18 protein-coding genes are annotated in these 24,875 nt (G+C 31.2%); 13 read left to right on the top strand and 5 right to left on the bottom strand.

From position 1 onward, the window contains the following. Positions 1 to 7 precede the first annotated feature (7 nt). The 4 genes from B2217_RS05120 (at position 8) to B2217_RS05135 (ending at position 4,672) form a co-directional block, all read left to right on the top strand. Positions 8 to 823, top strand: coding sequence for a 2,3,4,5-tetrahydropyridine-2,6-dicarboxylate N-succinyltransferase (locus tag B2217_RS05120; protein WP_114999820.1), 816 nt, complete (start codon positions 8 to 10; stop codon positions 821 to 823). Between the two features lie 104 nt (positions 824 to 927). Further along, on the top strand, positions 928 to 2,829 hold the full coding sequence (locus B2217_RS05125) for a glycosyltransferase (protein WP_180906256.1): 1,902 nt from the start codon (positions 928 to 930) through the stop codon (positions 2,827 to 2,829). Positions 2,830 to 2,882: 53 nt separating this feature from the next. Further along, complete coding sequence (gene fabD, locus B2217_RS05130; RefSeq protein WP_180906257.1) at positions 2,883 to 3,761, top strand: ACP S-malonyltransferase; 879 nt, start codon at positions 2,883 to 2,885, stop codon at positions 3,759 to 3,761. Between the two features lie 5 nt (positions 3,762 to 3,766). Beyond that, positions 3,767 to 4,672 (top strand): GYDIA family GHMP kinase, encoded by a 906-nt coding sequence (locus tag B2217_RS05135; protein WP_180906258.1) that lies wholly within the window; start codon positions 3,767 to 3,769, stop codon positions 4,670 to 4,672. A gap of 37 nt (positions 4,673 to 4,709) precedes the next feature. Here the strand turns inward: B2217_RS05135 and B2217_RS05140 are convergent, their stop codons facing one another. Next, on the bottom strand, positions 4,710 to 5,489 hold the full coding sequence (locus tag B2217_RS05140; protein WP_180906259.1) for a lipopolysaccharide kinase InaA family protein: 780 nt from the start codon (positions 5,487 to 5,489) through the stop codon (positions 4,710 to 4,712). A 128-nt stretch (positions 5,490 to 5,617) separates the two neighbouring features. On the opposite strand from B2217_RS05140, the gene B2217_RS05145 reads away from it, so the two are divergent. From B2217_RS05145 to B2217_RS05175, 7 genes are all read left to right on the top strand, one after another. Next, on the top strand, positions 5,618 to 6,679 hold the full coding sequence (locus B2217_RS05145) for a glycosyltransferase family 4 protein (protein ID WP_125350144.1): 1,062 nt from the start codon (positions 5,618 to 5,620) through the stop codon (positions 6,677 to 6,679). A gap of 93 nt (positions 6,680 to 6,772) precedes the next feature. Beyond that, positions 6,773 to 7,330 (top strand): L-threonylcarbamoyladenylate synthase, encoded by a 558-nt coding sequence (locus tag B2217_RS05150; protein WP_221627900.1) that lies wholly within the window; start codon positions 6,773 to 6,775, stop codon positions 7,328 to 7,330. A gap of 31 nt (positions 7,331 to 7,361) precedes the next feature. Further along, entirely contained in the window at positions 7,362 to 8,783 is a 1,422-nt protein-coding gene (locus B2217_RS05155) for a CCA tRNA nucleotidyltransferase (protein WP_180906260.1), read from the top strand. A 3-nt stretch (positions 8,784 to 8,786) separates the two neighbouring features. Continuing rightward, positions 8,787 to 9,299 carry an IS1096 element passenger TnpR family protein gene (locus tag B2217_RS05160; protein WP_038333549.1) on the top strand — a complete coding sequence of 171 codons (513 nt, stop codon included), beginning with the start codon at positions 8,787 to 8,789 and terminating at the stop codon, positions 9,297 to 9,299. Between the two features lie 150 nt (positions 9,300 to 9,449). After that, complete coding sequence (locus tag B2217_RS05165) at positions 9,450 to 15,503, top strand: alpha-2-macroglobulin family protein (RefSeq protein ID WP_180906261.1); 6,054 nt, start codon at positions 9,450 to 9,452, stop codon at positions 15,501 to 15,503. A gap of 224 nt (positions 15,504 to 15,727) precedes the next feature. After that, entirely contained in the window at positions 15,728 to 16,486 is a 759-nt protein-coding gene (locus tag B2217_RS05170; RefSeq protein ID WP_291122172.1) for a serine hydrolase domain-containing protein, read from the top strand. After that, the gene (locus B2217_RS05175) at positions 16,459 to 16,797 is read left to right on the top strand and encodes a hypothetical protein (protein WP_291074509.1); all 339 of its coding nucleotides are present in this window, start codon (positions 16,459 to 16,461) and stop codon (positions 16,795 to 16,797) included. The genes B2217_RS05170 and B2217_RS05175 overlap by 28 nt, the downstream gene beginning before the upstream one ends. A 77-nt stretch (positions 16,798 to 16,874) precedes the next feature. Here B2217_RS05175 and B2217_RS05180 read toward each other — a convergent pair whose 3' ends face one another. Both B2217_RS05180 and B2217_RS05185 read right to left on the bottom strand, forming a co-directional pair. After that, positions 16,875 to 17,717: a DUF4197 domain-containing protein gene (locus B2217_RS05180; RefSeq protein ID WP_291122173.1), complete on the bottom strand. Its 843-nt coding sequence runs from the start codon at positions 17,715 to 17,717 to the stop codon at positions 16,875 to 16,877. Between the two features lie 55 nt (positions 17,718 to 17,772). Continuing rightward, positions 17,773 to 19,359 (bottom strand): peptide chain release factor 3, encoded by a 1,587-nt coding sequence (locus B2217_RS05185; RefSeq protein ID WP_038333563.1) that lies wholly within the window; start codon positions 19,357 to 19,359, stop codon positions 17,773 to 17,775. Between the two features lie 117 nt (positions 19,360 to 19,476). Between B2217_RS05185 and B2217_RS05190 the strand changes: the two genes are divergently transcribed. Both B2217_RS05190 and B2217_RS05195 read left to right on the top strand, forming a co-directional pair. Then, positions 19,477 to 22,593 carry a T9SS type B sorting domain-containing protein gene (locus tag B2217_RS05190; RefSeq protein WP_291122174.1) on the top strand — a complete coding sequence of 1,039 codons (3,117 nt, stop codon included), beginning with the start codon at positions 19,477 to 19,479 and terminating at the stop codon, positions 22,591 to 22,593. A gap of 17 nt (positions 22,594 to 22,610) precedes the next feature. Then, entirely contained in the window at positions 22,611 to 23,570 is a 960-nt protein-coding gene (locus B2217_RS05195; RefSeq protein WP_291122175.1) for a PorP/SprF family type IX secretion system membrane protein, read from the top strand. A gap of 118 nt (positions 23,571 to 23,688) precedes the next feature. On the opposite strand, the gene B2217_RS05200 is transcribed toward B2217_RS05195, so the two are convergent. Both B2217_RS05200 and B2217_RS05205 read right to left on the bottom strand, forming a co-directional pair. Next, the gene (locus B2217_RS05200; RefSeq protein WP_291122176.1) at positions 23,689 to 24,630 is read right to left on the bottom strand and encodes a PstS family phosphate ABC transporter substrate-binding protein; all 942 of its coding nucleotides are present in this window, start codon (positions 24,628 to 24,630) and stop codon (positions 23,689 to 23,691) included. Further along, a complete protein-coding gene (locus B2217_RS05205; RefSeq protein ID WP_219035204.1) occupies positions 24,614 to 24,808 on the bottom strand; it encodes a C4-dicarboxylate ABC transporter in 195 nt (64 codons plus the stop codon). The genes B2217_RS05200 and B2217_RS05205 overlap by 17 nt, the downstream gene beginning before the upstream one ends. Between the last annotated feature and the right edge of the window lie 67 nt (positions 24,809 to 24,875).

The following is a 24,875-nucleotide window of genomic DNA, read 5'->3' on the forward strand; positions in this document are numbered from 1 at the left end:
AATAAAGATGGAGAATTTAAAACAAATCATAGAAAAAGCTTGGGACAATAGAGAATTGTTACAAGAAGAGTCAACACAAATTGCAATTCGTGAAGTAATTGAGTTAATCGATAACGGACAATTACGTTGTGCAGAACCAGTTGGAGAAGATTGGCAAGTAAACGAATGGGTGAAAAAAGCAGTTGTAATGTATTTCCCAATTCAGAAAATGGAAACTTTAGAAGCTGGAATTTTTGAATACCATGATAAAATGGAATTGAAACGTAACTACGCTGAAAAAGGAATTCGTGTTGTTCCAAATGCTGTTGCTCGTTATGGTGCGTATATTTCTTCGGGAGTTATTTTAATGCCTTCTTATGTAAATATTGGTGCTTATGTGGACGAAGGAACAATGGTTGATACATGGGCTACTGTAGGTTCTTGTGCTCAAATTGGGAAAAATGTTCACTTATCTGGTGGTGTAGGAATTGGTGGAGTTTTAGAGCCATTGCAAGCTGCTCCAGTAATTATCGAAGATAATGCATTCATTGGATCTCGTTGTATCGTTGTAGAAGGAGTTCGCGTAGGAAAAGAAGCGGTTTTAGGAGCAAATGTTGTTTTAACAGCATCGACTAAAATTATTGATGTAACAGGTGACGAACCAATTGAAATTAAAGGTTATGTTCCTGCTCGTTCAGTAGTTATTCCAGGTTCTTACACGAAAAAATTTGCTGCAGGTGAATACCAAGTTCCTTGTGCATTAATCATCGGAACTCGTAAAGAATCTACAGATAAAAAAACTTCATTAAACGATGCATTGCGTGAGCATAATGTAGCGGTTTAATTAGAATAAAATTTTATAAAATATAATCCTCAGCAGTTTTGTTGAGGATTTTTTTATTTTCGAATCAAACATATTTTAGTAGTTTTGCTTTATAACTATGTTTTATGAAAATTTTGATTATCCAACACAAGATGATAGGCGATGTTTTAATCACATCATTGTTGTGCGAAAATATCAAAAAAGCTTATCCAAATGCTATTGTTGATTATTTAATCAATAGTAATACTTTGCCTGTTTTAGAGAATAATCCGTACATCGATCATAAAATTGTTTTTGACGAAAAAGAAAACAAAGGCTTGATGAATTTGATTAAATTCTCGAAAAAAGTTAATCAAAATAGATATGATATTGTAATTGATGCTTACTCAAAATTACAGAGTTGGGTGGATGTTTTTATCAATAATGCACCAAAAAAAATATCATATAAAAAGATTGGAAGAACGTTTTTGTATACAGATAATGTAGAAAAACATGACGAACCAAATTCATATTTAGGTTTAGCAATCGAACATCGTTTGTCTTTATTGAAGCCTTTAGGAATTGAAACGCCTTTGGCTACAGAACCAAAATTATATTTAACAGAAGAAGAAATAAACTTTGCGAAAGATTTATTCACAAAACATCAAGTTGATTCTACTCGTAAAACGGTTATGATTAGTTTGCTTGGTTCTGATTCTTCAAAAACTTATCCGTTGAATGAAATGGCAAAAATGGTTGATTTTATTGGTCAACATTATAATGTCAATATTTTATTCAATTATTTTCCGAAACAGTTACCGCAAGCAAAAGAAGTATATAATCAATTATCTGATGAAACCAAATCGAAAGTTTATTTTGAATTGTTGGGTAATGATTTGCGCGAGTTTATTGCAATTGCAAATGAATGTGATGTGATTGTTGGAAATGATGGAGGTGCAATTAATATGTCCAAAGCTTTAGGGAAAAAATCATTTATTATTTTTTCTCCTTGGATTGATAAAAAAGTTTGGGCAACTTTCGAAGATGGAATTAATCACACAAGTGTTCATTTGAAAGATTATTTTCCTGAAAAACTTGGAGATTTAAACAATCGTCAAATAAAAAAACAAGTTGATGAATTTTATTCAATATTTGATTTCGAGTTGTTTAAAGAAAAGTTAGAAAATTTTCTAAACAATAACTCATTGGATAGGCAATTAATAAGTAATAATAACGTTGAAATAGAAACTAAAAAAGAATATTCTATAGAATCAATGTCTACTAAAATTTCAGCTTTACTGATTACTTATAATGAAGAAAAAAATTTACATCGTTATTTAAATGATGTAGATTTTGCTGATGAAATTATTATTATTGATTCTTTTAGTACCGATAAAACAGAAAAAATTGCTCGTCAAAATCCTAAAACTAAATTTGTAAAACGTAAGTTTGATAATTTTACGAATCAACGTAATTATGGACTTTCTTTGGCAAAAAATGATTGGGTTACTTTTTTTGACGCAGATGAAGGAATCCCACTTGAATTAAAAAAAGAAATTGTTTCGGTTTTTAATCAGCAACCTACTTTTGATGCATATTTTGTTTATCGAAAATTTTTTTTTAATAAAAAACATATAAAATATTCGGGCATGCAAAATGATAAAGCTGTTCGAATTTTTAAAAAATCTAAATCTCAATATAAATCAGATAGAATGGTTCATGAGATTATAGAATGTAATGGTAGAACAGGTTATTTAACAAACAAACTTGATCATTTTACATTTGATAATGAACAAGAATATTTAGACAAACTAAATAGCTATTCTCGTTTGCGAGCGCAAGAGCTTCGTCTTAAAAATTTGAAACCAACATTTTATCATTATACTATAAAGCCTGCTTATCGTTTTTTTAATTATTTTGTAATGAGACTTGGTTTTTTAGATGGAAAAGATGGTTATACAATAGCGAAACTACACGCAATTTCTGTTGCTAATCGCTATAAATATTTAGACGAAATTTATAGAAAAGAAAATCAAAACTTAGGTTAAATAAAGAAGTTTAAGATTTTATTATACATTTGTCATACATTAAAAATAATATAATGAAAGCATATGTTTTTCCAGGACAAGGTGCTCAATTCTCTGGAATGGGTAAAGACTTGTACGAAAATTCTGAAATCGCAAAAGAGTTATTTGATAAAGCAAACGAAATCTTAGGATTTGATATAAAATCAATTATGTTTGAAGGTTCTGCAGAAGACCTAAAACAAACAAAAGTTACACAACCAGCAGTTTTTTTACATTCTGTTATTTTAGCGAAAACTTTACCAGATTTTAAACCGGAAATGGTTGCAGGACATTCTTTAGGAGAAATTTCTGCTTTAGTTGCAAATGGAACTTTAGATTTTGAATCTGGATTAAAATTAGTGTACAAGCGTGCTTTAGCAATGCAAGCGGCGTGTGAAGCTAATCCATCAACAATGGCTGCAATTTTAGGATTAGAAGACAAAATTGTTGAAGATGCTTGTGCAGAAATTGATGGCGTTGTAGTGGCTGCAAATTACAATTGTCCAGGTCAGTTAGTGATTTCTGGAGAGATTGAAGCGGTTAATGTAGCATGCGAAAAGTTGAAAGAATTAGGCGCAAAACGTGCTTTAGTTTTACCTGTTGGTGGAGCTTTTCATTCGCCTTTAATGAAACCTGCAGAAGAAGAATTAGCAAAAGCAATTGAAGAAACAACATTCAATACGCCAATTTGTCCAGTATATCAAAATGTAAGTACAACTGCTGTTACAGATCCTGCAGAAATCAAGAAAAACTTGATTGCGCAATTAACTGCTCCTGTAAAATGGACGCAATCTGTACAAAATATGATTGCTGATGGTGCGACTGAATTTATTGAGGTTGGACCAGGAAACACTTTACAAGGTTTAGTGAAAAAAATAAACAGAGAAGTAACGACTTCTTCGGCACAAATCTAAACGAAATGAAAACATACCGTTCCAATGGAAAATTATTCCTTATCGGGGAATATATTGTAATTGATGGAGCGAAAGCATTTGCATTGCCCACGAAATATGGGCAATGTTTGTTTGTAGAAAATTCATCAGAAACAGAAAATTTAATCATTTGGAAAGCAACGAAATTTGATAATTCTATTTGGTTTGAAACTGAAATTAGATTGAATGATTTAGAAATAATTTCTTCTACAAATGATAAATTAAGTCAATCATTACAAAATATTTTAAAACAAGCTAAAACTTTAAATCCTGATTTTTTTAATTCTAATAATAGTTATCAATGTTTAACGAAGTTAGAATATTCGCAAGAATGGGGATTGGGAAGTAGCTCGACTTTGATTGATTTAATTAGTCAATGGATTGAAATAAATCCTTTTGAATTGAATAAATTGACTTTTAATACAAGTGGTTATGATATTGCGTGTGCTCATCATCATCAACCTATTTTATTTTCAAATAATCCTATTGAAGTTGAAGATTTAGAATTGAATTGGAATTTTAAAGATCAACTTTATTTTGTTTATCTTAATCAAAAGCAAGATACGCAAGCTGTTGTTGGAAATCATTATAAAAACAAACCAAAAGATTGGAAAATGATTCAGGATCTTTCTGATTTGGTTGTAAAAGCAACTAAAGTTGAGAATTTAACTGATTTAGAATCTATTTTGGATGAATATCAAGCTCAGTTAAGCAATTTTATGCAAATTCCACAAGTTAAAGAATTGTATTTTCCGGATTATTTAGGAACTGTAAAAAGTCTTGGTGCTTGGGGAGGAGATTTTGTTTTAGTGACGTATAGAGAAGGAATGCACGATTATTTTAAAGAAAAAGGATATGAGATAATTATTCCATTTTCTGAAATGATAAAATAAAAAAAGCAGATTTGATTTCAAATCTGCTTTTTTGTTATTATTTTTTACCAATCATGGCTTTCAATTTCTTTTTTCGAGCTTGTTTTGTTTGAAATTTATGTTGAAATTCTTGTGTTTTATTCCACATTTCTTCAATTACTTCTTGTTCTGGTTTATTAATAAGTTTCGCATATTCTTTTCCCATAATTTCTATCATTTCTTTTTGAGGAGTTAGACGAGAAAAATTTTTAATTCGAATATCAAAACTCATTGAATTGTGAAAATTCATGCGATTTAAATCAACCAAATAAAACTCATATTGATTTTCTCCAACTTGCTTAATTAAAGTATTTCCAGGAGAATGATCTAAAAATTCAATTCCAGCTTCATGCAAATCAAATGTGAATTTTGTAAATTGTTTCAAGATTTCATTTCGATTTTCCCAAATCGGAATTTCGACTAATTCACGATAAGTCAAATCAGCTTCAACTAATTCACAGAAATAGTAACTATCATTAAAATTTATAAGGGTTTTATTTTCTACAAAAGCAATTGGATATGGTGTCAAAAATCCTAAACCAATCAATCGTTTTGCATATTCATAAGATCGTTCAGCTTTTGATTTTCTGAAAAATCGATATACAAATTTATTGACAATATTCGGAATTTTGAATGATTTAATCGTAGCAATTTTACCTGATTCTAATGTCTTTTTTTTGATAGAATTTCTTGTGCCTTTTGCAATATAATCGTCAATCAAGTCAAAATTGTCAAGAATGGATTTGATTTCAGTTTGCGTGGTTTTATAATTATTATTTACGACAATTTTCTGTGTCATTTTTCAAAATATTATAATTAATATAGAAAAAATCTATATTTCATTTTAATCTGTCAAAGATATGTCTATTTTTGTTGAAAATAAGGACAACTTAAAACAAGTTTTTTTAAAATTTTAGAACCTAACTTATGGTAAAAAAAATTCTTTTAGAATCTCATAATCTAAAGAATCGTGCAACTGGTTTCGGAGTTTTTAATTACGAATTGATTAAAGCTCTTTCTAAATTAAATTTTGATGATCAAATTTATTTACTTTACAAAAAACCTGAAGATTTAAGGACTGAATTTGGTACTAAATTTCATTATAAAAAATATTATAGTTTAATGCGCAATCCGTTTTTCAGAACGCGTGAAAAGTATGATGTTTGGCACTCCTTAAATCAAAATATAAAAGTTGAACCTTGTCATAAACCAAAAAAATATGTTTTGACGATTCATGATGTTAATTTTATGGAAGAAAATTCGCTTGATTATAGTCCAAATCACATTAAATATTTTAAAGAAAAGATTAAGCGAGTAGATGTTATCACATTTATTTCTGAATATGCAAAGAAACAAACTATGCAATATTTTGATATTTCGGGAATAGAAAATACAATAATTTATAATGGAAATTCAATTTCAGAAATTATAAATTGTGATGATTTTCAATCTCCATTAGATATTTCAAAACCTTATTTTTATACGATTGGAGCTTTTCTTGAAAAGAAAAATTTTGAATCACTTGTAAAAATGATGAAATTTTTACCAGATTTTAATTTGATTATTTCTGGGAATTGTACGAATGCCTATGGTCAAAAAATAAAAGATTTAATTGCTAAAGAAAAATTAGAAAACCAAGTTTTTTTATCAGGTAAAGTTTCTGAACGAGCAAAGCAATTTTATATGCAAAATTGCGAAGCGTTCTTATTTCCATCAACTGGAGAAGGTTTTGGTTTGCCTCCCTTAGAAGCGATGAGCTTTGGAAAACCAATTATTTTATCTGATAAAACGTCTTTACCAGAAATTGGTGGAAAAGATGCGTTTTATTGGAATGATTTTGAACCAGAATATATGAAAAATGTAGTGGAAGATGCGTTAAATCAATACAATCAAAATTCAGATTATTTTATAGAAGCTTATATCAAAAGAGCTGGAAGTTTTAGTTGGGATAAAGCGGCAAATGAATATCTAAAGGTCTATGAAATCTAAAATCTATTTTGCGATAAATAATATTTCGAAGAAAATCGACTTCATTCAACTTTCCTACAATACCTTTGCACTCAAATTTATAAAACAAATAAAATGTCAGATATAAACGAAATTGTAGCCAAACTAAAACAAGGAGAAACAATGCTTTATCCAACAGATACAATTCTTGGATTGGGTTGTGATGCGAAGAATGAGGCTGCAATCGAAAAAATTTATCAGATAAAAAATCGCCCTTCATCAAAATCGTTGATTATTTTAGTTGACTCACCACGCATGTTACAAAATATTGTTGAGGTGCCAGAATTAGCTTGGGATTTGATTGATTTGAATGAAAAACCTCTTACAATTATTTACGATAATCCAAAAGGTTTACCACAATCGTTAGTTGCAGAAGACAATACAATTGCTATTCGATTAACAGACGATTTGTTTTGTAAGAAAATCATAGGGAAATTAGGTGGACCAATTGTGTCTACATCGGCTAATTTATCAGGAGAACCTTCTCCAAAAGTGTTTTCGGAAGTTAATCCTACTATTTTAGAGCGTGTTGACTTTTATCCAGACGAGACAAAAACCTTTGTGCCTCAGTTTACTGCATCAACGATAATTAAATTAGGTCTAGATAACGAAGTAAAAGTTATTAGAGAGTAGTTTTTTATTTCAAAACATATACTTTTGCAGAATGAAAATCTTAGAAGCCGTATCAAATCCAATTTTTAATAATGTAGCAGAAGTTGCTGATGAAATTAATCAAGAAACTTATGTAGTTGGTGGATTTGTACGCGATTATTTATTGAATCGTGGTCAGAAAAAAGACATCGATTTTGTAACAGTAGGAAATGGAATTTTATTGGCTAAAGAATTAGCTAATAAATTAGGACATACATCACAAGTTTCAGTTTTTAAACGTTTTGGAACAGCAATGTTCAAATATAAAGACACAGATTTGGAATTTGTAGGTGCACGAAAAGAGAGTTATTCAGAAGATAGTCGAAAACCACATGTAGAAGACGGAACGTTGGAAGATGACCAAAAACGTCGTGATTTTACAATCAATACATTGGCAATTTCGATGAATAAAGAGAATTTTGGTGAATTAATTGATCCTTTCAATGGAGTTGAAGATTTGAATAATAAAATCATCAAAACTCCTTTAGAGCCGAATGTTACCTATTCTGATGATCCTTTACGCATGATGCGTGCGATTCGTTTTGCAGCTCAATTGGATTTTGAAATAGAAAAAAAATCTTTTCAGGCAATAATTGATAATGCAGAACGTATTAATATCGTATCTTTTGAACGCGTAATGGATGAGTTTCAGAAAATTATGATGACTGACAAACCTTCGGTCGGATTATTGTTGTTGGAACAATCAGGATTAATGCAACATATTTTACCAGAATTGGTTGCGTTAAAAGGAATCGAAGAGGTTGAAGGTCAGAAACATAAAGATAATTTTTATCATACGTTAGAAGTCGTTGATAATATTTCTGTCAACACAGATAATGTTTGGTTACGTTGGGCAGCGTTGTTGCATGATATTGGAAAAGCTGTAACAAAACGTTTTGATAAAAATGTAGGTTGGACATTTCATTCGCATGAATTTGTTGGATCAAAAATGGTATTAAAATTGTTCAGACGATTAAAATTACCATTAGGACCGCAAGTAAAATATGTTCAGAAGTTAGTCATGATGAGTTCTCGACCAATTGCTGTTGTAACAGACGATGCTACAGATTCGGCATTACGTAGATTATTGTTTGATGCTGGAGAAGATTTCGACGATTTAATTACGCTTTGCAAAGCTGATATTACAACAAAAAATGAACGTAAACAAAAACGTTTCAAACAAAATTTTGAAGTTGTAGAACAAAAAATAAAAGATGTTGAAGAACGTGATAAAGTACGTAATTTTCAACCACCAATTACAGGTGAACAAATAATGAAAATATTTGATATTCAGCCAGGAAAAGAGATTGGAATCTTAAAAAATGCCATCAAAGAAGCAATTTTAGAAGGCGAAGTAGAAAATAATTATAATTCTGCATTAGAATTTGTAATTAATATGGGAAAAGATTTAAATTTGGAACCGAAAAATATTTAGAAAGTGATATATAAAATTCGTGTATTCCTTGATGCAAAAGAGGATGTTTTTAGAGACATAGAAATTAAAGAGAAGCAAACATTATTCACATTGTACAAAGGTATTATTAGTGCTTTTAGTTTACAAGGTGAGGAGTTGGCATCGTTCTATGAAGTAGATGAAGATGGAAACCAAACAAAAGAAATTCCTTTAGAGGATATGTCTGATGATGGAACTGATGAAACAATGGCTGATTTTTATATCAAAGAAGCTTTTGCTAATCAAGGAGATCGTATGGCTTTTGTATATGATTTTATGGAAATGTGGACATTTGTGGCTGAATTAATTTCTGTAGAAGATAAACCAGCTGTTCTTAATTATCCATTAACGGTTTACCGTTTCGGTTCAATGCCTCTTAAAGCGCCTAAAAAAGACATGATGGTTGATTTAGACGATGAAGAAGATATTGATTTTGCAGAAGATGCTGAATTAAATGATTTACAAATCGACGAAGATTTAGACGTAGACGATTTATAAAAACTACAACTAATCAACTTATATATCAAAAAATCTGAATGGCAACATTCAGATTTTTTTTGTGCTATATATAAACCATTTGATAATTTTTTTACTTCCTCAACCAACCATTTTTCCGTAACTTGCATCTACTGATAAAAGAAAGAATCTATGAAACAGCTACTGTTTTTATTATTAATTTTAACCAATTCGATGCTTATGGCTCAATCCCCAACGATTGATCAAAAGTGGAAAGAAATTGACCAACAAATGCAAAATGGTCAATTCAAGTCTATCCAACCAAAAATTGATGAACTAAAAGCTTTATCAAAAAAGCAAAATAATCAACAAAGTTATCTGAAAGCTTTATTTTATGAAGCAAAAATAAAAGTCGCAACTTCTGATGAAACAGATGATGTAAACTTCGTTTTTGATTTGTTTAAAAAGGATTTAGATGAAAAACCAACTGTCAATAATGCGATTGTTTATTCATATTTAGCCGAGTTATATCAATTGTATTACAACGAAAATCGTTGGAAAATCAATAGTCGTACAAATGTCGAAAATCAAGCAACAAATGATGTGAGATTTTGGACAGAAGAAACATTCAATAAAACGATTAACGATTATTTTTCTAAATCAATTCAACCAAAAAATGAATTAATCAATGCAAAATCTCAAGATTATAAAATGATTTTGAATCTTGCTGAGGATAAGAAAAATGCGCAACAACAATTGGATTTAACGCCAACTTTGTATGATGTTTTAGCGAAAAAATATATCAATTATCTGAATCAGAATAATGAAAAAGATAAAGCAAATCAATTGCTTACTGATTTAGTTCAATTGAATACACAAAAAAATAACGAAAATGCTGTTTTGTACAATGAATTGGTTTTAATTGATTCAAAACATGGTTCAACTTCGATTCAAGAAATTATTAAACAAAAAGAATCTTTAGCAACAAAATATCCAAAAGCGTGGTATTCATCTTATGTGTACGCAACTTTAGCAACAGATTATTATGGTTTGCAAGAAGATAAATTGGCTAACGTAAATAAGATTTTTGAGATACAACAAAAAGTTGCGAAGCTTTATCCAAATTCGGAGGAATTAGAGAATATAAATAATTTAGTTTCGAAGATCAAATCGCAAGAATTAAGTGTGCAAGCCGAGAAATATATCAACGAAAATCAGAATACTCCAATTCAATTAACGCATAAAAACTTATCGCAAGTTTTTGTAAAAGTTTTCGCTTATAATGAAGGTTTTGATGGAAAACAGAAAATACAAGCGTTAAACGTTTACAACGAAAATCGAATTTCAGAAGCGCAAAAATTTCTGAATAGTTTAAAAGTTGTTGATCAATATACAATTGATGTCAAATCGTTTGAAGATTATCAAAATCATTCAACAATAGTCAAATTAAATCCACTAAAATCTGGTCGTTATATTGTCCTTTTTTCGAATAATTCTGAATTCAAAATCAACACAAAAGACGATATCGATTATTTGGATATAATGGTTTCGAAATATGCGATAAACTCGCTGAATGAAAAGGTTTCGGTTGTGAATCGTGAAACTGGAAAACCAGAAAGTAATGTTGCGGTTGAGTTTTCTAATTTGTCAGATTATAATAAAAAGGAATTTAAAATTTTAACTTCGAATAAAGATGGAATAATCACTTTTCCTGCGACTTGGAGAAACTTTCAATATCGTGTAAAAGACGAACATACTATTTATTCAACGTATTACTACGATTACGATCGTTATGATGAAGATGATGATTCTTCTGTCAAGATTTTCACAGATCGTGCGATTTATCGTCCTGGACAAACGGTTTATTTCAAAGGAATTTATTATTCATCGAAAGATAAAACCCGAAACGTCATTCCAAATTCTAAATTGACGATTGCTTTGTTTGATGTCAATGACAAAGAACTTTCTAAAATTGATTTAACAACAAACGAGTTTGGATCTGTAAATGGAAGTTTTGTGTTGCCAAGTTCTGCTTTAACAGGGAATTTTTCGATTAGAGCTATTAACGAAGATGGTTATTATTCATTCAAAGTGGAAGAATATAAACGTCCAAAATTCAAAGTTGAAATAGAGAAAAATAAAGGTGTTTATAGTTTAAATGATAACGTAAAAGTAGAAGGAAAGGCGATTGCTTTTTCTGGTGCTAATATAGATAATGCAAAAGTTTCGTATCGTGTTTATCGTCAAGAAATTTTTACGTTTTGGCCTTGGTATCGTTCAATTCCAGCAGGTCGTGGAGAGCGAGAAGAAATTACGTTTGGTGATACAACGACTGATGCAGAAGGAAAATTTAATTTTGAGTTTGTCGCAAAACCAGCTTCGGAGAAAAAGAAAGATGAGGTAAGAACGTACAATTATTTTATCGAAGTAAATGCAACAGATATCAATGGAGAAACGCAGTCTGAGTCTTCTTCGGTAAAAGTTGGTGATACGAGAATGTCGTTGAATGTGGCTGTTTCAGAGAAAATAAAAGCGGACGATTTGAAAGCTTTCAAAGTTGAAGTGAAAAACTTGAATGATGAAAAATTAGATGGAAAAGGTCATCTTGAAATTTATTCGTTAAATGCACCAAAAGAAGTTGTTCGTCGTCAAAAATTCACAACAGATTATAACTTTTATTCGAAAGAAGAATTCAAAAAATTGTTTCCGAATGAGCCTTATGGCGATGAAATGAATCCAAAAACATGGACAACTAATCAAAAGGTTTTCGAAAGTGATTTTGATACAAAAGTTTCTGATGAAATAAAATTCAATCAAGCGTCAAATTTAGAAGAAGGTTATTATGTCATTAAAGGTTTTGTGTTAGATGGAACGCAAAAAGTTGAGGTGGATAAATTGGTTTATGTTTCGAATGAAAAGAAAGCAAATGTAATTAAAACACTTTTAGCAGTTTCGCCAAATCAATCAACTTATCAGCCAAAAGATGTTGCAAAAATTGAATTCAAATCGGGTTCTAAAAATATATTTGTGTATTATGAAGTAGAGGCGAATCAAACAATTATTGAGAAAGGTTTCTTGGATTTGAGCAAAAAATCAATCGTTGAAATTCCTATCAAAGAAGAATATCGTGGTGGAATTTATGTGAATTATGCGATGACGAAATTCAATGATGTGCAAACCGGAAGTCTTAATTTGGCAATTCCATTTACGAATAAAGAACTAAAAGTTACGGCTGAAGTTTTACGTGATAAATTGACGCCAGGCGCAAAAGAAAAATGGCAACTAAAAATTGAAGGGCCAAATAAAGATAAAGTTTCGGCTGAGGTTTTAGCAAGTATGTACGATGCTTCGTTGGATCAATTTGCGTCGAATTCGTTAGATTTTAATGTCTATAATTTTACGAATTCAAGAAGAAATAATCCATTTAATTTGTATCAATTTTATTCAACAAATCCTTCTCGAGCAATTTATTATCGTACAAATTATGATTTTTATGCAAGAGGATATGCAGGATTAGATCTTAATTTATTTGATTTTGGATTTGACCAATATCGTATGAATCGTATGATGAGAAAATCTGTTGCAGCATTAGCAAAGAAAGAATATGAAGAATATTTAAAAATGCCTGCTGCTGAGGCTGATTTAGAAGGAGTTGATGTAGCATTGAAAGGTAAAGTAGCTGGTGTAGTTACAAATTCTGATAATTTTATTCGTGGAGCCTCATCATTACAAGGAAATGAAAATGCACTTTATGTAGTAGATGGAGTTGTGTATGATAAAATGCCAGAACTTAATTCAGATGATATTCAATCAATTAATGTATTGAAAGGAGAAGAGGCGACTGCATTATATGGAGCAAGAGGAGCAAATGGAGTAGTGGTAATTACAACTAAAAAAGGAGCAAACGCAGCTTTAGATAACGTAAAAGCGCGCACAAATCTAAATGAAACAGCTTTCTTTTATCCAAGCTTAAAAACGGATGCAAAAGGAAATGTAATTATAGAATTTACAACGCCAGAAAGTTTAACGGAATGGAAATTCATGGCAATTGCGCATACACCAGACCTTAAAACAGGTTATTTAGAACAAAATGTTCGTACGCAAAAAGACTTGATGGTTGTGCCAAATATGCCACGTTTTTTACGCGAAGGTGATCAAATTTCGGTTTCGTCTAAGATTAATAATTTATCAGATAAGGTATTAAATGGTTCAGCGAAATTGATGTTGTTTGATGCGTTTACTAATCAACCAATTGATGCGCAATTTAAGTTGACAAATGCAGTTCAGAATTTCTCTGTTGCAAAAGGAAGTTCGGATCAAGTAACGTGGACAATTGATGTTCCGAAAAACGTACAAGCGGTTGTTTATCGTGTGGTGGCTTCGGCTGGAGATTTTTCTGATGGAGAGGAATCGGCTTTACCAATTTTGACAAATCGTATGATGATGACAGAAACATTGCCGATTTATGTAAAAGAAGGTCAAAAGAAATCGTTCCAATTTGAGAATATGATCAACAATAAATCGACTTCTTTGGATAATTTCAAATTAACGTTCGAGATGACAACGAATCCAATTTGGTATGCGATTTTCTCGTTGCCTTATTTGCGCGAATATCCTTACGAATGTGCTGAGCAAGTGTTCTCGCGTTTATATGGAAATATGATTTCGGAGAAAGTGATTAATTCGAATCCAAAAATTAAAGCTGTTTTTGATGATTGGAACAAAAAAGGTGAATTGAAATCGAAATTACAATTGAACCAAGACTTAAAAAACATCATTTTAGAAGAAACGCCTTGGGTAAAAAATGCGGAAAGCGAAGAAGAGCAAATGAAACAAATTGCGGTTTTATTCCAATTGAATCAAATGCAAACGGAAATGAAATCGGCTTTCCAAAAATTATCGGATAAACAACAATCAAATGGTGGCTTTGCTTGGTTTGACGGTGGTCGTCCAAACGAATATATCACAACGCATATTGTTTCTGGTTTCGGAAATATGAAGAAAATGGATGTGAATTTCAAAGCGTTTGAAATAGATGTGAATCCATTAATCAGAAAAGCAATTCAGTTTATTGATGATGAGAATTTGAAACGTTTCAAAGAGTTCAAAAAAGATCAAAAATCATTCAAAGATGTTACGTATTCAGACGGTTTACATTATTTATATGCGCGTTCTTTCTTCTTAGAAGATTATCCAATGACGAAAGAGTTAGAAGAAATGAAAACGGCGATGTTAAAGAATTTGAATGATACAAAACTTGATTTATCGTTGCAACAAAAAGTGATGGCTGCAATTGTGATGAATCGTTTCCAGATGCAATCTGCTGCTAAAATTGTTGTGAATTCAATCAAAGAAAAAGCAGTAGAATCGGATGAAATGGGAATGTATTGGAAAGAAAATCAACCTGGTTGGTTTTGGTATCAAGCGCCTGTAGAAACACAATCGTTGTTAATTGAAGCGTTTGATGAAGTGACAAAAGACGAAAAGTCAGTAGAAGAAATGAAAGTTTGGTTATTGAAAAATCGTCAAACAAATCAATGGAATTCGACAAAAGCAACGACAAAAGCGGTTTATGCTTTAATGAATTTTGGGAAATCTTGGATAGATGCTGATAAAGGAATCGAAGTGAAGATTGGAAATCAAAAATTTGATTTAGATAAAAATTCGCAAGCTGGTTCGGGTTATGTAAAAACTTCTTGGAACAAGGAAGAAATTAAACCAGATATGGGCAAAGTTGAGGTTTCAAAAACTTCTCCAGGTGTTGCTTGGGGTGCAATGTATTGGCAATATTTTGAAGATTTGGATAAAATAAAATCTGCTGAAACTGGAATCAAGTTCAACAAGAAATTATTTGTTAAATCGAATTCTGCAAATGGTCCAATTCTGAAAGAAATTACAACGTCAACGCCAATAAAAGTTGGTGATATTGTAACTGTTCGTTTAGAGATTTCGGTTGATCGTAACATGCAATTTGTACACATCAAAGATATGCGAGCAAGTGGTTTCGAGCCTGTGAATGTGCTTTCTGGTTACAAATGGAAAGGAGAATTTGGTTATTACGAAAGCACGCGCGATGCAGCAACCAATTTCTTTTCGGATTATATGAGAAAAGGAACTTACGTTTTCGAATATGATTTGAAAGCGAATAATGCAGGTAATTTCTCAAACGGAATTACATCGATGCAGAATATGTATGCACCAGAATTGAGTGCGCAAAGCGAAGGAATTCGTGTTGAGATTAAATAATCAATTCAAATTAATAAATCTAAAAAGAGCTGAGAGTAATCTTAGCTCTTTTTTTTTGAGTTATGAGAGGTTTATCGTTTAACCGCAAAGAATAAAGGATCATATTGCATAAAGCTTAAAGTGTTCAGCGTATAATAATGAATTATGCGAATTTCGCAAAACGTATCGCTTAAAGCGTTCAGCGTATCACGTTTTTATTTATCTTTAAAATCAAATAACATGAAATGAAGAAAACACTTCTATTCAATATTGTACTCATTCCTTTTATCGGAGTTGCGCAATTGCAAACCATTTTTCAATCTAAAATAGATTCGATTTATGAGAAAAATAAAGACGCTGTAGGAATTATTGTTCATGTTGAAGCGCCAAAACAAAATATTTCGTGGAGTTATGCAAAAGGAGTTTCGGATATTAAAACGAATAAAGTTTTAAATCATCAACAACCGGTTTTAATCGCAAGTAATACCAAACCTTATGTGGCTGTTGCAATTTTGAGATTAGTAGAAAAAGGTCAAGTCACAATCGATCAACCAATCAAGAATTTGTTGTCTAAGAAGACTCTTAAATTGCTCGAAAAAGATGGTTATGATTTGAATACGATTACAGTCAAACATTTGTTGTCACACACTTCTGGAATACAGGATTATGTCGATGATGCGTATTTTGAATTAGTCAATCAGCGTCCGCAATATAAATGGACAAAGGAACAACAGATAAAGCGAGCCATGGAAATTGGCGCTCCACAAAAAGTAGGAGAAAAGTTTAGTTACGGTGATATCAATTATTTGCTTTTAGCAGAAATTATTGAACAAAAAACGCGTCAACCATTTTACAAAGTAATTCGAGATTTGTTAAAGTATAAAGAATTAGGTTTGACACAAACGTGGTTTATCGATTTGGAGAAATATCCTTCGAAAACACTTCCGCTTGCGCATCAATATGCAGATAAATATAATTGGGATTCTGGGATTCGTATGATTTGAATCCATCTTGGGATTTGTACGGAGGTGGTGGGATAGCTTCTACAGCCAAAGAATCGGCTTTATTTTTTCAGTATTTGTTTGAAGGAAAAATTATTCAGAATAAACAAATTTTAGGTTTGATGTCGACGTATGTTTTGCCTTCGGATCAATCTAAATATTGTTTAGGTATTTATCACTTTGATCTAGGTTTTAACGCCTATTATCATGGTGGTTGGTGGGGAACAGATGTTATTTATTGCCAGAAACTAATGCAACAATTACAGTTTTTACTTTGCAAAAAGGCTTTCAGCATATCATCAATCCTTTTATAGGAAAAGAATTTCAGAAGTTGTTNNTAAAGACTCGCTACAAATTGTAACGAGTCTTTTTGATTAAATATAAGTGTATCTTACTTCTTAATATCTTGTGCGCCGAAAACCTGCTGTAACAACGATGTTGTACGCAACGCTTTATTTCCACGAATTCCTTCTTCTTTTTCTGCAACCATGTTAAACACACCATTTATTGTTTGTTGTGTTACATAAGCATTCAGATTTGGATCAATTTGGTTACCAGTTAACGTATTGTATTTTGTAATCAAATTATTCCAAACTTTATCCGCACCAACTTTTCCCAAAGAAGCTTCCACTTTTGGTTGAAAAGCCTTTGTTAAATCAGATGTTGTTTTTAGTTTTAAATAATTTGTAGCCGAATTATTTCCACCTAATAAAATATCTTTTGCATCAGTAATTGTCATTGATGTCACAGCATTTACAAAAATAGGAGCAGCCTCAGAAACAGCATCTTCAGCAGCAGAATTCAATAATTTGATTCCTTTATCCGCCAAACTTCCCATTCCTAAAGAACGCAAAGTTTTTTCAACATTTTGTAATTCTTCTGGCATCAAGATTTTTGCAACCGAATTATTATAAAAACCATTCTTTTGACCCAATGATTTTATTCCGTCGGTTAATCCTAATGACAAAGCTTCTTTCAATCCAGAGGCAACAGTTGCGTTAGATAAACCATTTAACTTTGTTAAGGATTCTGCAGAAATTGTTTTAGATTCTGTTGAACCATTTACAACTTTTATTGAATCAACTTTTACTGTTGAATTATTTTGTGTTGTCGTTTGAGTGTTTACTTTTTCGACTTCTTTTTTTAATGTTCCAAAAATTGATTTCAAATCTTGTGCTTTTGAATTTACTGCAAACGCTGAAATCAATGTTAAACTTAATATGATCTTTTTCATTTAGATTTTTTCTAAAAAATATTTCAGTTGGTTAATTCAATTATCTGACCAAAATTTAAAACTCACTTACAAAATGTAATTTCACTGAAGGAAATTTATCTTGCGTCATTTGAATTGTAAAAGCAGAATCTGCTAAAAATACCAATTGATTGAATTTATCTCTTGCTAAATAACGTTGTTTAACACGTTTGAATTCTAAGAATTCTTCTGATTTTTCATCTTCAACTTCTACCCAACACGCTTTGTGAACAGAGAAAGGTTCGTACGTTGCTTTTGCACCATATTCGTGCTCTAAACGATATTGGATAACCTCATATTGCAGTGCACCAACGGTTCCGATAACTTTACGATTATTCATTTCTAATGTAAATAACTGCGCAACACCTTCGTCCATTAATTGATCAATTCCTTTTTCCAATTGTTTTGCTTTCATTGGATCAGCATTGTTGATGTAACGGAAATGTTCTGGCGAGAAAGCAGGAATTCCTTTGAAAGAAAATTTTTCACCTTCTGTCAACGTATCACCAATTCTAAAGTTTCCTGTATCGTGTAAACCAACGATATCACCCGCAAACGATTCGTCAACCACTTCTTTTTTATCAGCAAAGAAAGCATTTGGCGCAGCGAATTTCATGTTTTTACCTTGGCGAACGTGGAAATAGTTGGTATTACGTTCAAATTTTCCAGAAACAATTTTGATAAACGCTAAACGGTCGCGGTGTTTTGGATCCATATTAGCATGAATTTTGAACACGAAGCCAGAAAATTTATTTTCATAAGGTTCGACAATTCTCAAATCTGTTTCTTTAGATTGTGGAGTTGGTGCAATATCAACGAAAGCGTCTAACAATTCGCGAACACCAAAATTATTAAGAGCAGAACCAAAAAATACAGGTTGTAAATTTCCGTCCATATATTCTTGCATGTCAAATTCTGGATAAACTCCATCAATTAAATCAATCTCATTACGAAGATTTTCGGCGTAAGTTGTTCCAATTAATGTGTCTAAATCTGGACTTGATAAATCCTCAACTTTCGTTGTTTCAGAAATTTTTTGTTTATTATCTCCAGAAAAAATATTGATGTTTTTCTCCCAAATATTATAAATTCCTTTGAAAGTTGCTCCAATACCAATTGGCCAAGAAAGAGGTGTTACTTGTAAGTCTAGTTTTTGTTCTACTTCGTCCATTAAATCAAACGCATCTTTTCCTTCGCGGTCCATTTTGTTAATGAAAACCAACATCGGAATTTTGCGCATACGACAAACTTCTACCAATTTGATTGTTTGTTCCTCAACCCCTTTTGCAACGTCGATTACCACAATTGCAGAATCTACGGCAGTTAGGGTACGGAAAGTGTCTTCGGCGAAATCCTTGTGACCAGGCGTATCTAAGATATTAATCTTTTTTCCTTTGTACTCGAAAGCCAAAACAGAAGTTGCAACAGAGATACCACGTTGACGTTCAATTTCCATGAAATCGGATGTCGCTCCTTTCTTAATTTTGTTACTTTTTACTGCTCCAGCTTCTTGAATTGCACCTCCAAAAAGTAATAACTTCTCTGTTAAAGTTGTTTTACCAGCATCGGGATGGGCGATAATTCCAAAGGTTTTTCTTTTATTTATTTCTTGTTCTAAAGACATCTTAATCAAATTTTCAGGTTGCAAAGATAGTTTATCTCACGAAAATTAGAAACATTATGGTTGATAGAATATTCTAAAGTAAATTGCGTTATTCTAAAAATAGTTGACGAAAGACGTATGAAAAAGATATTTTACTTTTTATTGTTGATGATTAGTTGGGTTGTTTGGGGGCAATATCCGACAATTCATCCATTGACTGGAGGTTTTACTTTTACAGGAGAAAAACTAGAAACTCATTTAACTGAATTTACATCAACTACTTCACAGTGTGGGTTTAATTCTGGGAAAATTTATAAATTCTATTCTTTTGAAGCTAATTTTGATATGGTTTTTGCATTTGATTTAACAGCGAAAAAACCAGATTTTAGATTTTTAGTTTGGAAAATACAAAAAGGTAAATTACCTGAAACAATTTTTTATAATGGAGGAACAATAAATGCAGATAGGTCAGTTCAAGGAGCGTCGTTATTAAAAGGAATGAAAGAAGGTGACCCTGATTTGTGTGAAACGTTTTCGGGAGCTAATGGTTATGCTAAAGCATTTGAAGGATCAGAACTTTTGAAAAGAGGTGAGATTGTTGTAATAGCTGTTTATGGAGGAAGTGATACAGAACCTTTTGATATAAAAGTAAATGTAGCTGAAGAGAGAACGATTACAAACTTTAATAATTTATGTTTTGGTCTATCTTATTCAGCAAGTCAAATTTATAATGCTATACAAAGTGATTCTGGTTTTAATGATATAAAATTATTTACAGATAATACATTTAGTACAGAGATCCCGATAGGGACTAGTATAAGTTCAGATACTACACTATATGCGCAAGTAAGAGATTCTTCTGGAAATCTAAAGTTTATTTATACAATTCCGATTACTTTTATTCCGGAACATCAATTTAATTTTAAAACTAATATTGAAACTGAATATGCGTGTACAATAAGCTACACTATTCCAAGTGAAGCAGATTTATTGAAGAAGCTTTTTATTGTAGTAAATACAGATTATTCAATCTCTTCAATAGTTATCGATGGAACAAATTATACACCAGGTCAAAATGTAAATTTAGCAGTTGGTCTAAACACTTCGATGAAAATAAAAGTTCATTACGGAGGCGGTTGTCCAATCGATTCTAATGAAGTTTCAATTCCTTTAGTTCAGGGAAAACCAATTTTGACTGATGATATTTCTGATGCAACTTGTGATTCTTCTTATAAAATAAATTTTGATCGAATTTATTCTAAGTTAGGAAAAGATAAAAATGCTTTTGACGTAATTGTAACCTTAGGCGGTTTACCTATTTCTGATGGACAATCAACTGTAATTACGACAACTTTAACGTATAAAATTAAAATAAAATCAAGAACAGGAGGAGGTTGCGAAAGTGATGAGGTTGATTTTGTAGTTACTAAAACTTCTCCTGCAAAGATTGTAGATGCTTCAATTAATAGAATTTGTTTAGCAGATTTTAATCAAACAGATTTGGATAAAGCCATTCTTATAATCAATCTAGGGAAAATATATAATCTGAGATTTTATAAACAAGATGGAACAGAAATTTTAGAATCAGAATTATTTAATTACATCAAAACAAATAAAATAGGAAAAATCATTGTAAAAGCATTGGCTGTTGATAATGGAAATACAATTTGTGATACAGATGTTGAGTTAACATTTAAATTAGATGAATCGACATTTCAAACTGTAAGTAATATTCCGACTTTAAATTCTTCTTGTTCAGAAGTTGGCTTAGGACATACTTTTACAATTTCTGAAATCGAAGCTTATTTAAAATCGAAATTTGGCAGAACAGATATTACATTTAATGGAATTTCAGATGAATTTCTTACAGATAATCAATCAAAGACAATCACTTTTCAAGTGAAAATAAATGGAGAAGGTTGTTGGTCAGAGGAAATGATATTGAAATTACAAGTCATTACAAAACCTAATGTAAACAACGCCTTGCATGAATTAAAAGCTGATTGTGATGATAAAATTACAATCGATGCACAAGTTTTGATCAATTTATTTGGGTCAAATTCTATTGTTGATTATCATTATGAAATTTTGCATAATAATTCAACACCATTAACTTTCGATGCAAGTGGAAAAGCCAGTGTAAAAGTTCTTTTCAAAAATAAATTAGACAATTCGTGTTTTATAGAAAAAGAAATTATTATCAATAAAAAACAAGATTTAATTATTGATATAGCTATTTTAGAAACGTATATAAAAGATCATCCTATTATTTATTGTGAAGAAGATGATGTAAATGCAAAAAAACAAATAGAAGATATTTTAGATTACATCAAATCAAAATATCCAATTTTAGTTGCGAAATCTACGGTTGACGAAATTTATACGATGTTCAATTCTAATAATGGGTTTGTTGAGATTGTTTTTGAAGATCCAAATTATTGTGGAACAGAAAAAATAAAATTCTATTATCAAAAAAATGCTTTACCAGACTTTGCTATTCCAGCTTCTGCTGAAATCTGTTCTGCTACAAAATATGAGTTAGATTTTGAACAATTAGCAAAAGAGAAAGGATTGGACGTTACTCAATATGATTTTTCGGTTGTTGGAGAAGATGCTATCAAAGTTTCAACTTATCAATATGAATTAGGAGTTGGAGATTATACGATCACAATTAGTAATAAAGATTCGGGTTGTCCGAAAGTGTTCACTTTAAAATTGACAAACTCAGAAACGCCAATTATCAATAAAATTACTATCAATGAAAAGAGCGTTATTGTTTCTGCAAAAGGAAATGGAAAGTTAGAATATGCGTTGTTTGATTCTGTAGGAAATGTAATCGTAGATTGGCAAACAAAGAATGAATTAATTATTCCAGATAATATCAAAAATAATAATTTTACAGTAAGAGTAAGATTGAATAATTGTGGAGTTTCGGAGCGTAAAAATGTTATTTACCTTGCTATACCAAATGTTGTAACACCAAATAATGATGGTTTTAATGATATTTGGCAACCAATGACAAAAGATGGTAAAGTTACCGATACATCAAATTCGTACAAATTGATTATTTTTGACCGTTACGGAAAACAGATATTGACACAAGAAGGAACAGATATTATAAAATGGGACGGAACGCTAAATGGTAAACCTGTTGCAGATGGGACATATTGGTATTTGTTAGAATTCTCGAAGCAATCAGATGATTTGCAAGTTTTATATTCTGGTAGTATATTAGTTAAACGAAAAATCAATTAATTGATTGAAAAATATTTATGAAAAAAATAACACTATTCATATTAACACTATTTTCACTTTCGAAAATAGAAGCACAACAAGGGTTACCGTTTTACAATCATTATTTGGTGAGCGATAAAATGTTAATTAATCCTTCGTACGCAGGACAAGACCCGAATGTGATTTCTATAACAGGAACGCATCGCAATCAGTGGGACGATTTACCTGAAAGTCCAAGTACACAAACGGTAAGTGCTCACGGAATTATTGTAGATCGTTTGGCGTTGGGAATGCAATTTTTCAACGATAGAAATGGGGCAGTTAAAATGACTGGTTTCGGAATTAATGCAGCATATCACATTCCTATTGATGATAGAAGTTATGATGGAGACGAAATCAATGTTTTCTCTTTCGGTGTTGGCGTTTCTAATGTTTCGCAACGTTTTGATTACTCAAAAATTATTGCAGAAGATCCAAATGATCCTGCTTTACAAGAAGATAAATATTCTACATATTTTGCGAATTTAGGTTTGTCTTTCAAATATGCTGGTTTCTCCGCTGGAGTGTCGGTTTTGGATATTCCGTTAAGCCAAAATGTGTATTATATTAACAATGTAGAACCGTTGCCAACGTGGTATTATTTCAATGTTGGATATAAATGGAACGTTTCCGAAGGAATTGCGTTAGAACCTTCTTTGGTGTATAATTTGAACTCAAATTCGGAGCGTCATTTGGATATCAATTTGATGTCGCATATTGGTTTTGGAGAGAATAATCAAGGTGTGGATATTGGAGTAGGGTACAAGCAAGGAATGGATTCTAAAAATAGCAATCCCTTATTTATTTCTCCAATCCTAAAGTTTAAAGTTGGTTCTTTAAAAGCTGGGATTTCTTACGATATAGGTTTGTCAGATTATCAAGTTGATGGTCGCAAGAACGGAATGTTATTTAGTTTAGGTTTCGATTTGCAAAATCCGTGGGGAGCAAGATTTGATTAATGAAAAGAATTATATAAGAATTTTTCACCATAAATTGATGATTATAAAATTTATAAATTACGATTTTAATATTCGTTTTAATAACAAAAAAACCTTCCATTTCGGAAGGTTTTTTGTTCTATTGTAAAGGTTGTTCTAAATTGTTAATCTGAACTTCACGTTTATAAATATAATAAGGTTGAAGACTTTCGCGCGTTACAATTTTTTGTCCACGCTGCGAACCTGCAAACCTCGTAAAACCAGCTCCAATTCCGAAACCAACTTCATTTTTCAAAATATAAATTTGACGATAAAAAGGATAAACACCATATTTCAAATTCGGGATAGTTGGCAACGCTAAGTTTCCTTTATCATCTGCAATAGATAATACTTTTACCTTTTTAAGATATTCTTCAACTTTCGGATTTCCTTTGTCACTCAAAATATTCAAACCAATAATTCCGATTGCAGTTTTATCTTTTTGTACAAAATCAATCACTTTCTCAGCATCACCCATCGCTGTTACTTTTGCGCCATTTTCTACAGATAATTTTAGTTTATCATTTATTGTATTGAAATTCGCTGAGTTTGGATGATCGTAAACAAACGTTATTTTCGGATCTTTTTTGTATAAATTGTCCTTAATACTATTTACCGTAATAGAATTGATTGGATTATCAACAGAAGTAATAAAAACTGTAGCGTCCAAAGCAATAACAGACGAAATATATTTGGTTGTTGTTTTGTCGAATAAATGTTGTTGTTGTGCTTTTGTAAGCGGTTTACTTACCATCAAAACAGGAATTTTACCTTCGTAAAAATCTTTGATTGCTTTTTCTTCAATTTCTTCGTTAATCGTAATTTTCACATCTGGATAATCAACCATGTACATATCTGCCAACGACTGCGCCAAATTTTTAAAACTTGGATCTACCGTCATTGCCAAATCTCCATATTCGTGCAAAGCGCGCTTTACAGCAGTTTTTTGTTCTGCTTTTGTTGTTTTTTCCTTGTCTTTACAACTAAAAGTAGAAAAAATAAGAAAGGCCGAAAGTGAAAGTAAACTAATTTTTTTGATCATTTTTATAAGATTTTATTCCGCGATAAACACGAAAAGCGCCATAAACAATAAATAAAATACCTAATAACATGGCTTTTGTTTCATCTAATTTGATGATGAAAAACTGATATTTCCAAGTAAAAATTCCAATCAAAAAATAACCGAAACCAATCAATCCGTAAACAATATTCTTATTCATAATTCGCGACGAAGTTACAATTTTATTGTGTTAAGATTGACTTAAAACTTAAATTTTATACGACAAA

The organism is Empedobacter sp. UBA7620 (genome assembly GCF_002484185.1).
Lineage (GTDB): Bacteria > Bacteroidota > Bacteroidia > Flavobacteriales > Weeksellaceae > Empedobacter > Empedobacter falsenii_C.